General features: G+C 71.4%; 13 protein-coding genes. 6 read left to right on the top strand and 7 right to left on the bottom strand.

Annotation, left to right across the window (positions count from 1 at the left end):
• Nucleotides 1-4 precede the first annotated feature (4 nt).
• The 3 genes from fliH to fliF are packed head-to-tail and all read right to left on the bottom strand — an operon-like array spanning nt 5 to nt 3465.
• Nucleotides 5-688 (bottom strand): flagellar assembly protein FliH, encoded by a 684-nt coding sequence (gene fliH, locus BM43_RS23175; RefSeq protein ID WP_013699688.1) that lies wholly within the window; start codon nt 686-688, stop codon nt 5-7.
• Complete coding sequence (gene fliG, locus BM43_RS23170) at nt 681-1676, bottom strand: flagellar motor switch protein FliG (RefSeq protein ID WP_013699687.1); 996 nt, start codon at nt 1674-1676, stop codon at nt 681-683. Before fliG ends, fliH begins: the two co-directional genes overlap by 8 nt.
• Complete coding sequence (gene fliF / locus BM43_RS23165; protein ID WP_036048859.1) at nt 1666-3465, bottom strand: flagellar basal-body MS-ring/collar protein FliF; 1800 nt, start codon at nt 3463-3465, stop codon at nt 1666-1668. Before fliF ends, fliG begins: the two co-directional genes overlap by 11 nt.
• 289 nt (nt 3466-3754) lie before the next feature.
• Here fliF and fliE point away from each other — a divergent pair, with 289 nt between their 5' ends.
• From fliE to BM43_RS23140, 5 genes are all read left to right on the top strand, one after another.
• Nucleotides 3755-4093: a flagellar hook-basal body complex protein FliE gene (gene fliE, locus BM43_RS23160; RefSeq protein WP_013699685.1), complete on the top strand. Its 339-nt coding sequence runs from the start codon at nt 3755-3757 to the stop codon at nt 4091-4093.
• Between the two features lie 144 nt (nt 4094-4237).
• On the top strand, nt 4238-4675 hold the full coding sequence (gene fliS / locus BM43_RS23155; RefSeq protein ID WP_013699684.1) for a flagellar export chaperone FliS: 438 nt from the start codon (nt 4238-4240) through the stop codon (nt 4673-4675).
• Entirely contained in the window at nt 4672-5004 is a 333-nt protein-coding gene (locus BM43_RS23150) for a flagellar protein FliT (RefSeq protein ID WP_013699683.1), read from the top strand. Before fliS ends, BM43_RS23150 begins: the two co-directional genes overlap by 4 nt.
• Before the next feature lie 72 nt (nt 5005-5076).
• Nucleotides 5077-6528, top strand: coding sequence for a flagellar hook-length control protein FliK (fliK, locus tag BM43_RS23145; RefSeq protein WP_036048861.1), 1452 nt, complete (start codon nt 5077-5079; stop codon nt 6526-6528).
• Nucleotides 6525-6884 (top strand): EscU/YscU/HrcU family type III secretion system export apparatus switch protein, encoded by a 360-nt coding sequence (locus tag BM43_RS23140; RefSeq protein WP_036048863.1) that lies wholly within the window; start codon nt 6525-6527, stop codon nt 6882-6884. The genes fliK and BM43_RS23140 overlap by 4 nt, the downstream gene beginning before the upstream one ends.
• 123 nt (nt 6885-7007) lie before the next feature.
• On the opposite strand, the gene BM43_RS23135 is transcribed toward BM43_RS23140, so the two are convergent.
• Nucleotides 7008-8669, bottom strand: a complete 1662-nt coding sequence (locus BM43_RS23135) for a rhomboid family intramembrane serine protease (RefSeq protein ID WP_036052938.1) — start codon at nt 8667-8669, stop codon at nt 7008-7010.
• Between the two features lie 465 nt (nt 8670-9134).
• Between BM43_RS23135 and BM43_RS23130 the strand changes: the two genes are divergently transcribed.
• Nucleotides 9135-9872 (top strand): PepSY-associated TM helix domain-containing protein, encoded by a 738-nt coding sequence (locus tag BM43_RS23130; RefSeq protein WP_025100300.1) that lies wholly within the window; start codon nt 9135-9137, stop codon nt 9870-9872.
• Nucleotides 9873-10010: 138 nt separating this feature from the next.
• On the opposite strand, the gene bcaP is transcribed toward BM43_RS23130, so the two are convergent.
• The 3 genes from bcaP to BM43_RS23115 form a co-directional block, all read right to left on the bottom strand.
• Nucleotides 10011-11414 carry a branched-chain amino acid transporter BcaP gene (gene bcaP / locus BM43_RS23125; RefSeq protein ID WP_013699678.1) on the bottom strand — a complete coding sequence of 468 codons (1404 nt, stop codon included), beginning with the start codon at nt 11412-11414 and terminating at the stop codon, nt 10011-10013.
• Nucleotides 11415-11650: 236 nt separating this feature from the next.
• Nucleotides 11651-12304: a response regulator transcription factor RqpR gene (gene rqpR / locus BM43_RS23120; protein WP_045577489.1), complete on the bottom strand. Its 654-nt coding sequence runs from the start codon at nt 12302-12304 to the stop codon at nt 11651-11653.
• A 9-nt stretch (nt 12305-12313) separates the two neighbouring features.
• Complete coding sequence (locus BM43_RS23115; RefSeq protein WP_036048865.1) at nt 12314-13174, bottom strand: sensor histidine kinase; 861 nt, start codon at nt 13172-13174, stop codon at nt 12314-12316.
• Between the last annotated feature and the right edge of the window lie 68 nt (nt 13175-13242).

Here is a 13242-nt window from a genome sequence, read left to right as displayed (position 1 = left end):
GGTTTCACCACTCGCTCGAACGGCCGAGCGCGGCGGCCACGCGCTCCCAGCGCGTGGGCAGGGTCGCGTCGATCTCGCCCGAGGCGGCCTGGGCGCGGCAGCCGCCGCGCTCGATGGCCGGGTCGGTGCGCACGCTCCAGCCCAGCGCGTCGAGTTCTTCCTGCAGGTAGGCCTCCACCACCGGCAGGTCGGCGGGGCTCACCACCAGTTGCGGCGCGCCGGAGAGGGCCGGCTCGGCGGCCAGCGCCTCGCGCGCGGCGGCCAGCACGGTGCCGGGGTCCAGCTGCACGTGCTGGCGCACCACCTGCTGGGCGATGTCGAGCGCGAGCTGGGCGAGCTGGTCGGCCAGCGTGTCGCGCGCGCCGTGCAGCGCCTCGTCGAAGCCGCGCGCCAGCGCCGCGAAGTGCCCGGCCTCGACGCGCATCTCGGCGCGCCCGGCCTCGAGCCCCTCGGCGTAGCCGCTGTCGTGGCCGGCGCGGTAGCCCAGCGCGTGGCCCTCGGCCTGGCCGCTGGCCATGCCTTCGGCATGGGCGGCATCGCGCACCCGCTGCAGTTCGGCGGCCAGCGCGGCGGCCGCCGCCTCGCCGTCGTCCCCGACGGGCGGCGCGGGCGGCTTCGGATCGAACGAGGCCATCTCCCACCGCTGGTAGGCGGTCATCGAGGCCGCGCCGCGAGCACGCTCAGACATAGGCGTCTTCCGCCTTGCCGCCGATCACCACCTGGCCGTTCTCGGCCAGGGTGCGCACGATCTGCAGGATCTTGCGCTGCTGCTGCTCGACCTCGGAGACGCGCACCGGGCCGCGCGCGTCGAGATCCTCGGCGAGCAGCTCGGCCGCGCGTTGCGACATGTTGGCCAGGAACTTCTGGCGCAGCGGCGGCGGCGCGCCCTTGAGCGCGACGATCAGCGTTTCCGACTCGACTTCCTTGAGGATCAGCTGGATCGCGCGGTCCTCCAGGTCCAGCAGGTTCTCGAACACGAACATCTCGTCGATGATCTTCTGCGCCAGGTCCGGATCGTAGGCCTTGACGTTGGCGAGCACGGCTTCCTCGTGCGAGCTGGTCATGAAGTTCAAGATCTCGGCGGCGGTGCGGATGCCGCCCATCGGGCTGCGCTTGAGGTTGTCGCTGCCCGACAGCAGGCCGGTCAGCACCTCGTCGAGCTCGCGCAGCGCGGCCGGCTGGATGCCGTCGAGCGTGGCGATGCGCAGCAGCACGTCGTTGCGCAGCCGCTCGGTGAAGCAGGAGGCGATCTCGGAGGCCTGGTCGCGGTCGAGGTGCACCAGGATGGTGGCGATGATCTGCGGGTGCTCGTTCTTGATCAGTTCGGCCACCGCGCCCGAGTCCATCCACTTCAGGCCCTCGATGCCGCTGGTGTCGCTGCCCTGCAGGATGCGGTCGATGATCGCGCCGGCGCGGTCCTCGCCGAGCGCCTTGGTCAGCACCGAGCGGATGTACTCGCCGGAATCGAGCGACAGCGCAGAATGCTTCTCGGCCTCCTGCACGAATTCCTTGAGCACGTCGTCGAGCTGCTCGCGCGTGACGTTCTTCAGCGCGGCCATGGTCAGGCCGATCTTCTGGACCTCGCGCGGGCCCAGGAACTTGAACACCTGCGCCGCCTCTTCCTCGCCGATCGACATCAGCAGCAGCGCGCTTTTCATCAGGCCTTCAGCGCTCATCGGTCACCCAGTTCTTCACGACGGTCGCGACGATCTTCGGATCCTGCCGGGCGATCATCTTCGCGTAGTCGAGGTTGCGTTCGTAACGTTGCTTGTCCGCCTCGAACGAGAGCAGCGCGGCCTCGGGCGACGCCTCCGCGCCGAGGCTCGACTCGAGCGCCGGCAGGCCGTCGAGCGCGGGCTCGTCCGGGCCCGGCAGCGCGCCGGCGCTGGCCGCGGCCGGCTCGGGCGGCGGGAACGCGCGGCGCATCGCCGGGCGCACGAACATGAAGTACAGCGCGGCGGCGGCCACGCCGATGCCGAGCCACTTGGCGATGTCCTTGGCCATCGCGATCATGTCCGGCGTGCGCCACCAGGGCACGTCGGCCAGCGGATCGGCCAGCTCGGTGAACTGGCTGTTGACCACGTTGACCGAGTCGCCGCGCTTGGCGTCGAAGCCCATCGCGTCCTTCACCAGTTGCTCGACCTGCCTCAGCTTGTCGGCGCTGAGCGGCTGCATCGTCACGTGGCCCTTGGCGTCGGCCACCGGCAGGTTGTTGACCACCACCGCCACCGACAGGCGCTTGATGCCGCCGGTGGCCTGTTCGACGTGGCTGACCGTCTTGTTGAGCTCGTAGTTGGTGGTCGAATCCTTGCGGTCGCTGATCGGCGTGGGCGGCGTGCCGGCCGCGCCGCTGGCGCCGGTGATCGGCGCCGAGGCCGGCTGCGGCGGCGTGTTCGACAGCGCGCCGGGCACCCCGCCCGCGCCGCTTTGCGACATCTCGGTCGAGCTCGAGGTCTGCTGGCTGCGGATCGCGGCCTGCTGCTGGGTGCCGTTGGGCGAAAAGCTTTCCGAGGTCTGCTCGGCGCGCGAGAAATCGACGTCGGCGCTGACCTGGGCGCGCGTGTTGCCGGCGCCGAACATCGGCGCGAGGATCGCGTCGATGCGCTTCTGGGTGTTGCGCTCGACCTGCTGGACGTACTTGAGCTGGTTCGCGTCGAGGCCGGCGGCCGATTGCTGCTGCGACAGCAGGTTGCCGTCCTGGTCGACGATGGTGACGTTCTTGGCCGGCATGTCGGGCACGCCCGAGGCGACCATGCGCGTGATCGCCAGCACCTGGCCGTCGTCCAGCACGCGGCCCGGGTACAGGTCGACGAACACCGAGGCGCTGGGCGCCTCGCGCTCGCGCACGAACACCGAGGGCTTGGGGATCGCCAGGTGCACGCGCGCGGCGCGCACCGCGTTGATCGAGGCGATGGTGCGCTCCAGCTCGCCTTCCAGCGCGCGCTGGTAGTTGACCTGTTCTGCGAACTGGCTGATCCCGAACTTCTGGTTGTCCATCAGCTCGAAGCCGACCGAGCCGCCCTTGGGCAGCCCCATCGAGGCCAGTTTCAGGCGCGTCTCGTGCACCAGGCTGGCGGGCACCAGGATCGCGCCGCCGGCATCGGTGAACTGGTAGGGAATATTGGATTGCTGCAGGGCAGCAATGATGGCGCCGCCGTCGCGATCCGACAGGTTGCTGTAGAGCACCTTGTAGTCGGGGGCGCGGCTCCAGAGCACCAGCGCGACGATCGCCGCGATCGCCAGCGCGGTGACGATCACGAACGGCAGCTTGGGGTTGGTGCGCATGCGCGACAGGTTCGGGAAGCCGGACAGCCGCTCGGCGAAGCCGCCCAGCCCGAAATCCGCGCCGGCCGCGCCCGCGCCGGCGCCAGGCAGCGCACCGGCGGCCATGGCCGCGTTGGGCGGCGTGCCGGCGACGGCGTTGCGCGCGTCGGGATTGATCAGCGAGTTGGCCTGCGAATCCATGCTTCGGGTTTCTCCACAGCGGGCTGCCGCTCGGCCGAGCGGACGGACAATGACACGATGCGATTATTCCGGCGCGCGGGCGGCTCCGATCTCGGGAACAGAGCCGAGTTTTCCCCGTACTTCGCCCGCTTTGGGCGCCGCCGCGCTTGCTATCCTTGCTCGCAATCCGGCATCGCGTCGTCGCGCCGCGCTTTTTGCGGCGGCCTTCGGCGCGGATTCGGGGCTGGATCGGGCTGGGCCCGCCGGGGCCCCTTGCCGGTTTCCCATCCGTATCTTTTGTGGAGACCCCATGACCGCGCCCGTCAACGGAATCGCTTCGGCGCTGCAACAGATGCAGGCGATGGCCGCCCAGGCGAGCGGCGCGAGCGCCGCGGCCACGGCCGCCGGCAACGGCGCCGCCACCGCCAGCGGCTTCGCGGGGGCCCTGAAGGCCTCGCTGGACCGGATCAGCGACACCCAGATGAAGGCGGCCGGCGAGGCCAAGGCCTTCGAGCTGGGCGCGCCGAACGTGTCCCTCAACGACGTGATGATCGATTCGCAGAAGGCCAACATCGGCCTGCAGTTCGGTCTGCAGGTCCGAAACAAGCTCGTCAGCGCGTACAACGACATCATGCAGATGTCGGTCTGACCCCGTCGGCGCACCCCCTCGCGCCGACTTCGCGCTAAAGCTTTCCCCGTCATTACCGATAACGCCGGTATTACACAGCGTTACGCATGCCGTTTCGACGGGCGTCGCGCCACACGTCACGATCGCATCAACAGGAGGGCCGTCATGTTTTCCCCAGGACACGCTGGAGCCAGTGCCTACGCGCGCGTCGGCGTCGAGACAGGGGTGATGGGCGCGTCCCCGCATCGCCTGATCGCGATGCTCTACGAGGGCGCCCGCAAGGCGATCGCCCACGCCCGCCTGCACCTGAACACCGGCAATGTCGCGGCGCGCGGCGAGGCGATCGGCAAGGCCATGCAGATCGTCGAGAGCGGCCTGCAGGCCTCGCTCAACGTCGAGGCGGGCGGCGAGATCGCCGAGCGCCTGAACGCGCTCTATGCCTATATCCTGCGCCGGCTGCTGGAGGCCAACGTGAGCGCCAGCGAGGCCATGCTGGCCGAGGTCGACGGCCTGCTGGCCACGCTCGAGGAAGCCTGGATCGGGATTGCCCCGGAAGTGGCCCGCATGATGGCGGGGCAGGCGCAGCCGGAAGCCGTACGATGAGTCGCGAGGCAGCTTATCTCGCCCGCTACGAGGCGATCGCGGAAGTGTCCGGCCGAATGCTGGCTGCCGCGCGCGGTGCCGACTGGCTGGCGGTCGACGGGCTGCAGGCGGAATACCAGACGCTGGTCGACGGCCTCAAGGCGGCCGAGGAAGGGGTGATGCTCGACCCGAGCGAGCGCGGCCACAAGTACGCGCTGATCCGCCGGATCCTGGCCGACGACGCCGCCATCCGCGATCTCGCCAGCCCCGAGGTGGCGCGGCTGTCCGCGCTGTTCGACGCGGGCCGCTCGACGCGCATGCTCAAGGACATCTACCAGGCGCGGCGCTAGCCGCGGCGGGGCGGTCACACCACCAGACGCAGACAGACACGGACGCCGGCTCGGGCCGCGCGGGGACTCACCATGACCGGGATCGACGCGGTTACCGCCGCCATGCTCGCCAGCCGCATCGACAACCTGCTCGAGGGCGGCGTGTCGGCCGGGGCGCCGGCCACCCAGGTCGGCATCCCGACCGGGGCGGCGCGCGGCGCGCCGCCGACCAACCTGCCGCTGCCGGCGCCGAGCCCGCCCGCGCCCTCGGCGCAGACCGCGCTGTCGAGCGTGGCGCTGACGCTCGACGCGATCTCGCGCCATGGCGGCGATGCCACGCCGGTGGTGGTCGGCAAGCTGCCCCTGCTGGAGGCGCCGCCCGCGCTGGTCGAGCTGCTGGCGGGCGATGGCGCGCCGGCTGCCGGCGCTGCCGCCCAGGCAGGCGGCGGTGCCGCGACGGCCGCCAATGCCGCCGGCGCGAACGCCGCGCCGGGTGCCGCCGCGACGGCGAATGCCGCCGGCGCCACCGGCACGGCCGACGGCGCCCAGGCTGCCGCGCCGCTCACGCCGTCGATCGCCCAGGCGGCGATCGCCGCGCTGGCCGCCGCGCTGGCGCGCTCGGTGGCCGACAGCGGCCTGTTCTACGAATCCCATCTCGCGCAGTGGCTGGCCGGCCAGCGCGGCATGGCCGAGCTCGCGCGCGAACCCCAGAACCAGTTGACCCAGGCGGCTGCACGCGAGGGCGGTGCATCGCCGGGCGGTGCAGCGCCTCGCGGCGCGGCTGCCGACGGTGGTGGCGCGACGCCCGCGGGCGCCGGCGGCGGGGCCGCGCCGGATGCGCCGTCTGCCCGCTCACCGGCGGCAGGCCAGTTCGGCGCGAGCGGCGCGCTCGCCTATGCCTCGCAGGCGGCCGAGGAGGGCGCGAGCCGCCTGCTGGCCGCCACCACCAGCCAGCCGGGCGCGGCCCTGGGCGGCGATGCCAATGGCGCCAACGGCTCGGCGGCGATGGCCACCGTCAACCCGGCCACGCTGCCGCTGGTGCGCCAGCAGCTCGACCTGCTCGCGACCCAGCAATTTCGCTGGAGCGGCGAGGCCTGGCCCGGCGCGCGGCTCGACTGGAGCGTCGAGCCCGACGCGGGCGGCACGCAGCCCGGCGAGGCGCCGCTGGCCTGGCGCACGCGGCTGATGCTGTCGCTGCCGACGCTGGGCGCGGTCGATGCGGAACTGGTGCTGACCGGCACTCAGCTGGTGGCGCGGCTACGCGCCAACGATGCCGGCGCGGCGCGCCTCAGCGCCCACGGCGAGGCCCTGCGCCAGCGCCTGCTGGCTTCGGGGCTGGAGCTCGGCGGCCTGACGATCCGCGCCGTCGACAGCGTGCCCGATCCCTTCGACAGCGCCGCCTCGCGCGCGGCCGCGGCGGCCTACGAGCAGGGCCAGGCGCACGCGCAGGCCGGCGCGGCACGCCCTGCCGCGAAGCAGCACGATCTCGGCGATTTCGACGATATCGACGAATTCGGCTTCCTCGACGACGGGCTCTGGCGATGAGCGGCGACAAGCGCAAGCGCGCGGCCGCGCTGGTCTACGACCCGAAGGGCGGCGATGCCGCGCCGCGGGTGGTCGCCAAGGGTTACGGACTGGTTGCAGAGATGATCGTGGCGCGCGCCCGCGAGGCGGGCCTGTACGTGCATACCGCGCCGGAGATGGTGTCGCTGCTGATGCAGGTCGATCTCGACGATCGGATTCCGCCGGCGCTCTACCAGGCGGTGGCCGAGCTGCTGGCCTGGCTCTATGCGCTGGAGCGCGCCGAGCCGCGCGAGGCCGAGGGCGCGGCGGCGGCCGGTTCCGGCGACAAGCCCGAGCCGGGCGGCGAGTTTCCGGCGCTGCCGCAGCCGCGTCGCTGAGGGCGGATGAGACGAGGGCGGGCTTGCCGGGTTGATCGGCCTCGCGGAATCACCCACTGCGAGCGGGCCGCTGAGGCGGGATGAAGCGAGGCGTGGGCTTCCGTCGCGACGCGGCCCCGTTCGCTACGAACGTGCCGCCGCGACGCTGCCCGGCACCGGCGCGAGCGCCGGCCCGCGGCGATGCGTGAAGCGGCTGGTATTGCGCAGCGCCAGCTCCTCCTGGCGCAGGTCCTTGGCGCGCGCGTGCTGGTCGAGCAGCAGCGCGCGGTAGCTCTCCAGCATCGCCTCGCCCTCCTCGCGCGGACGCACCAGCACCAGCGCATAGCTGGTCGCCATGCGGCGCGCGTTGTCGAGCATGCCGAGGCTGGTGTCGCGCAGTGCGCGGTAGGGCGAGCCGTCCGGCAGCGGCAGGCTCGACAGCACCGCGTAGAGGTTGCTCCAGCGCGGCACGATATCGGTCATCACCTGGTTCGACACCGCCAGCCGCTCGGCCTCGGTGCCCAGCGGCTCGCGCTGCAGCGTCGCCAGCGCGTTGCCGATCTCGGCCGAGGCGCCCGTCATCGCCATGTATTCGCGGGCGAAACGCAGCTCCTGCTGGCGTCCGTGGCCGGGATGGGTGAGCGGGTAGGCCAGCGCGATCACCAGCAGCGCGCCGATCCCGGCCGCGGTGGTCACGTTCGCGCCGGCGGTGGCCTCGCGCGCGGCCGGGTCGAGCGGCGGCGCCAGCGCCAGGCCCACCGCGAAGCCGGCCGCGAGGCCGCCGAGGTGGGCGGCGTTGTCGATCGCCGGATGCAGGAAGCCGTTGTAGAGGCAGTAGGCGACGAAGCCGAGCGCCAGCGAGCGCTGGTGGTCGTGCACCAGCGCCGGCAGCTCGCGGCGCCGGCGCAGCAGGCAGGCCAGCAGCGCGCCGAACACGCCGAGGATCGCGCCCGAGGCGCCGGCCGCGCATTGCATCGGGTCCCACAGCACGCTGGTCATGCTGGCGATCACGCCCGCGAACAGGTACAGCGAGAGGAAGCGGAAGCTGCCGTAGAGCCGTTCCGCGAGCGGCCCGAAACGCGCCAGCACCAGCAGGTTGACGGCCAGATGCAGCGCCCCGAAGTGCTCGAAGCTGCTGGTCAGCAGGCGCCACCAGTCGCCGTCCAGCGTGTCGGGGCCGTAGTTCGCGCCCCAGCGGATCATCGCCGGTATGTCGGGCTGCAGCGGCGAGACGCCGTTGAGCACCATCGCCGCGAACAGCAGCAGGTTCGCCGCCACCAAACCCCAGGTGGCCCAGGCGAGCGGCCGGGACTGCACCAGGTCGCCGAAGCGCGCGTGCGCGTCGAGTTCGGCGGCGAAGGTGGAGGTGACCTGCATCGGCAGGCGATCGGCGATGCTCGCGGCGGCGGCCGCGTCGGCGGCCTGCAGCGCGATGCCGAGCACGCCGTCGGGGGTGTGGAGATCGAAGAAGATGCGCTTGCCGGCGCTGCTGGCATCGAAGATCTGCGCGCGCGGGATCGCCAGGTGGAAGGGTTGGGCGCCGATCCAGCCGCCGGTGCTGCCGTCCAGCGACAGCGTGCCGGTGGCCGCGCCGAAGCTCAGCGTGCCGCTGCCGGGAAAGCCGCCGTGGCGCGCGCGGCGGCGCGGATCGGCGGCGCGCGTCTGCACGGAAAAGCGGATGCGGAAGCTGTCGACGTCGCCCGGCGCGGCTGCGGGCAGGCTGGCTGGCGCCGCCGCCGCGCCGAGCGCGGCCGTGACGGCGGGCGCGAGCGGTGGACCACCCGGCGCGGATGCGATGTCGTTCATGAAGAGCTGGCCCCGTTTCTTGTCGTCTTTGTGGTCCGGACGCCTGGTATGCCGCATGGCTTGCGTGGCGGCGGCGCGTCTCGGTGAATCCCCGTCGAAGGCGCGGCACGTCCGGATGATGTCGGGATTCTAGCGCCGCCGGCATCAACGCGCGCGTTCGCGATGCATCGGATAACGAATTTCCTGGCCGCGACATGGCCCTGTCACGACAAACCATGACGATGCCGCCCCGACAGGACGGAAACGCCCGTCTTTCGGGGCCGGTACGGCGGCTTCGGAACGCGAGCGAGGCGGGCGCCGCGCGGCTGGTTCGGACCCCGACGCATTGTTTCGGGGCCCGGCACGCAGGCGGCGATTGAGTCCCGCCGGGCTTTATGTAATGATAGCGATTCTCATTTAAAGATAGAGGGCGGCCGAGCGACCAGCGTCGCGGGCCGCCCTTGTCGTATTGGCATTGGAGTGAGCGTGAACGCGCCCGAATCGATCGAACCGAAGCTGTCTTCCGGCGTGGCGACGCGCTATGCGGGGGCGGCGGCCGGCCCGGCCCGCCCGCTGGCCGAGGCCGAGCTGGCCGCGCGGCGCCAGCGCTCGCGGCGCGCGACCTTCATCAAGTGGCTGCGCAAGGTGCATGGCTGGGTGGGGCTGTGGGGCGCGGTGCTGGGCCTGATGTTCGGCGTGACCGGTTTCGTGATGAACCATCGCGCGCCGCCGCTGAAGATCTCGCCGGGCGCGCCGCGCGTGAGCGAGGTGCAGATGCCCCTGCCCGTGCCGGCGCCCAAGTCGCCCGCCAGGCTCGAGGCCTGGCTGATCAAGGAGCTGAAGTTCGATGCCGGTCGCACGCGGATCCGCAAGGAAGCGGCGCAGCCGGTGGAATGGGGCGATCGCAGCGTGATGCAGCCCGAGCACTGGCAGATCACGCTGTTCAAGCCGGGCGCGAACGTGGTGGCCGACTACTGGGTCGGCAGCCAGGCCATCTCCCTCAAGCGCAGCGACAACTCGCTGATGACCACCCTCACCAACCTGCATCGCGGCGTGGGCATGAACATCTTCTGGGTGCTGCTGATGGACACCATCGCCGGCTCGATGATCCTGCTCTCGCTGACCGGCGTGCTGCTGTGGACCGAGCTCAACAAGCGCCGCACCATCGGCGTGGTGCTGGTGGCCGGCTCGATCACGGCGGCGTTGCTGGCGGGATTGAGCTGAAGAGCGGCAGCTTCGCGGCGAGATTCGCGGCGGCGGCGCATCGGGCCGCATCAAGCAAAAAGGCTCGTCGACGACGAGCCTTTTTCGTGGGCGCCGCGCCCGCGCGAGCGGGCGGCGGGCCTGGCCGGGAGGCGAGGCTCAGTGCTGCGCGCCGCCCTGGGCGATCTTCGCGTTGCGACGCGAGTAGACGAAGTAGATCACCAGGCCGATCACCAGCCAGATGCCGAAGGCCTTCCAGGTCACCGCGCTGAGGTTCAGCATCAGGAACACGCAGGCGGCCACGGCCAGCACCGGCACCACCGGCACGCCGGGGCAGCGGAACGCGCGCGGCAGGTCCGGGCGCGTGCGGCGCAGCACGATCACCGCGATCGAGACCATCGAGAAGGCCGCCAGCGTGCCGATGTTGATCAGCTCGGCCAGCACGTTGAGCGGGATCAGCGCGGCGATCAGCGCGCACAGCAGGCCGATGATCCAGGTCGCCAGGAACGGCGTCTGGAAGCGCGGATGCACGCGCGAGAGCACGGCCGGCAGCAGGCCGTCGCGCGACATCGCGTAGGTGATGCGGGTCTGGCCGTAGGTCATCACCAGGATCACGGTCAGCATGCCGAGCACGGCGCCCAGGTCGATGAAGCCGGCCACCCAGTTCTGGCCCGCCACCTGCAGCGCGTAGGAGATCGGGTGCGTGATGCCGGCGTATTGCGAGGACGGCACGATGCCGGTGGCCACCGCGGCGACCGTCACGTACAGCACCGCGCACACGCCCAGCGAGGCGATGATGCCGATCGGCAGGTCGCGCTTGGGATTCTTCACTTCCTCGGCGGCCGAGGACACCGCGTCGAAGCCGATGAAGGCGAAGAACATCACCGCCGCCGCGCCGAACACGCCCGACCAGCCATGCGGCATGAACGGCGTCCAGTTGGCGGGCGTCACGTGGAACACGCCCACCGCGATCACCAGCAGCACCACCGCCACCTTGATGAACACCATCAGGTTGTTGACGCGCGTCGATTCGCGGATGCCCACCGAGAGCAGGGTGGTGATCGCCATCATCACCACGAAGGCGGGCAGGTCGAAGTAGGTGGTCACGCCGGGCACCGAGTTGGGCGCGGCGGTGAGCACGGTGGGCAGCACCACGCCGAAACCCTTGAGCAGGGACTGCGCGTAGCCCGACCAGCCGACCGACACGGCCGAGGCGGCCAGGCTGTATTCGAGCATCAGGTCCCAGCCGATGATCCAGGCCACCAGCTCGCCGAGCGTGGCATACGAATAGGTGTAGATCGAGCCGGCCACCGGGATGGTGGAGGCGAATTCGGCGTAGGCGAGCGCGGACAGCCCGCATGCGATCGCCGCCACGATGAACGAGACCATCAGCGCCGGCCCGGCCTGGACCGCGCCCGTGCCGGTCAGCACGAAGATCCCCGTGCCGATGATGGCGCCGATGCCGAGGAAGGTGAGGTCGACGGCGCCGAGCGCCTTCTTGAGGCCGGCGCGCTGGGCGCCGGCGATCATCTGGTCGACGTTTTTCTTGCGAAGAAGTGACATGCGGATTGAATGACGTGAGTCGCGGCCGACGGCTGCGGATTATGGTTATGGTCGGTGGAACCCCGGCATTCTAGCCGATCCGTTTCGGTTGCCCTATCCGGGTTGCACCTACATTCGTCTAATGAAAACAGGGGTTTGCGCGCGATGCGCGGGCGCGTCGGGAAGGGCGGGGATCGGCGGCGCAGTAGCCTGGGACGGCCGGCAGGATGACGGGATGGCGGGCCGCGGCGGCGGGTTCAGGCGCCGGCCGGGGGGGGCGGCGCCATCTCGAGCAGGCGGTTGCTCATCGCGTAGAAGGTCAGCTCGGCGTTGTTCGACAGCTTCATCTTCTCGAGCAGGCGCGTGCGGTAGACGCTGACCGTCTTGACCGACAGCGAGAGGGTGACGGCGATGTCGGTGAGCCGCTTGCCCGAGGCCAGCATGCAGAGCGTCTGGTATTCGCGGTCGGACAGCTTCTCGTGCGGCAGCGGCTCGTTCTCGAACGAGACGTATTCGGCCAGCGCCTCGGCCAGCGCCGGGCTCACGTACTTGCGGCCGGCCGCCACCTGCTGGATCGCCGAGATCATCTGCGCGGCATTGACCGTCTTCGACAGGTAGCCGGCCTTCAGCGCGCGCACCGCGTACTGGTCCTCGCGGTACATCGAGAACATCAGCACCGGGGTGGACGGCAGCTTGCGCTTGAGGCGCTTGAGCACCTCCACGCCGTTGATGTCGGGCAGCGAGATGTCGAGCAGGATCACGTCGAAGCTGCCCTTGTCGGCGGCCGCGAGCGCCTCGGCGCCCGATTCGGCCTCGGCCACCTCGTCCGCCACGCGGCGGTCGAGCAGCAGTTGCCGGATTCCCTGGCGGACGATCGCGTGATCGTCCACGAGCAACAGATTCAGCGCCATCGCGTCTCCTCAGCAGCCCGAAGCATGTGCCGATGCGCGCGGCGCGGCCAGCAGCGCATCCCAGGCGAAGCGCGCGCGCAGCACGGTGCCGCCGCCCTCGCGCGGCTGGTGCGCGAGCGTGCCGCCGAACGCGGCGCAGCGCGCGCGCATGTGGCCCAGCCCGCGGCCGCCCGGGGCCTCGGCGTCGCGATCGGCGCCGGCTGCCGCGAAACCGCGGCCGTCGTCGGCGACGAGCAGTTCCAGATGCGTCGTGCCGGCCTCGAGCCGCACGTCGGCGGCCTGGGCGCGTGCATGCCGGGCGATGTTGGCGAGCGCTTCCTGGGCCACGCGGAACACCGCCAGGGCGCTGTCGCCGGCCAGTTGCGCGAGCCGCGCGTCGGCCGCGCAGACCACGCTGGTGCGCAGCCGGGTGCGCGCGCCGAATGCGCCGACCCAGCCCGACAGGGTGCCGACCAGGCCGGCATCGAGCGCGGGCGCGGCTTCGTCGAGCGCGCGGCGGTACGAATCGAAGGCGGCGTCGAGCGCCTGCTGGGCCAGCGCGAGCGCGCGCCGGCAGCCTTCGGGCGCCTGCTCGGGCAGCCAGGTGTCGAGATTGGCGAAGGCGAAGCGCAGGCCGGTGAGGTCGGCGCCGAGGCCGTCGTGCAGCTCGCGGGCGAGCCGGCGGCGGGCGGTTTCGTCGGCGGCGGCGAGCTCGGCCGCGAGTTCGGCCGAAAAGGCGGCCAGCCGGGCATCCGGGGCAGGAGCAACGGGCGACGGCGAGCTGGCGGCTGCGGCGGGAATCACGGCGAGGGCAATGGCGGAGCGTGCCGGGGCGGGGCCCGGCTCGGGCAGGGCGCTCGCTGAGGCGGCTGCGATACGCGGCATGTCCATGACGTTCCTTCCGGCGAGAACAAGTTCGATCGGCTACGACCTCGGTGGAGGCCCGACCGGGTAACAAA

The organism is Burkholderia gladioli (genome assembly GCF_000959725.1).
Taxonomy (GTDB): Bacteria; Pseudomonadota; Gammaproteobacteria; order Burkholderiales; family Burkholderiaceae; genus Burkholderia; species Burkholderia gladioli.
This window is presented reverse-complemented; position numbering and strand designations above follow the sequence as displayed.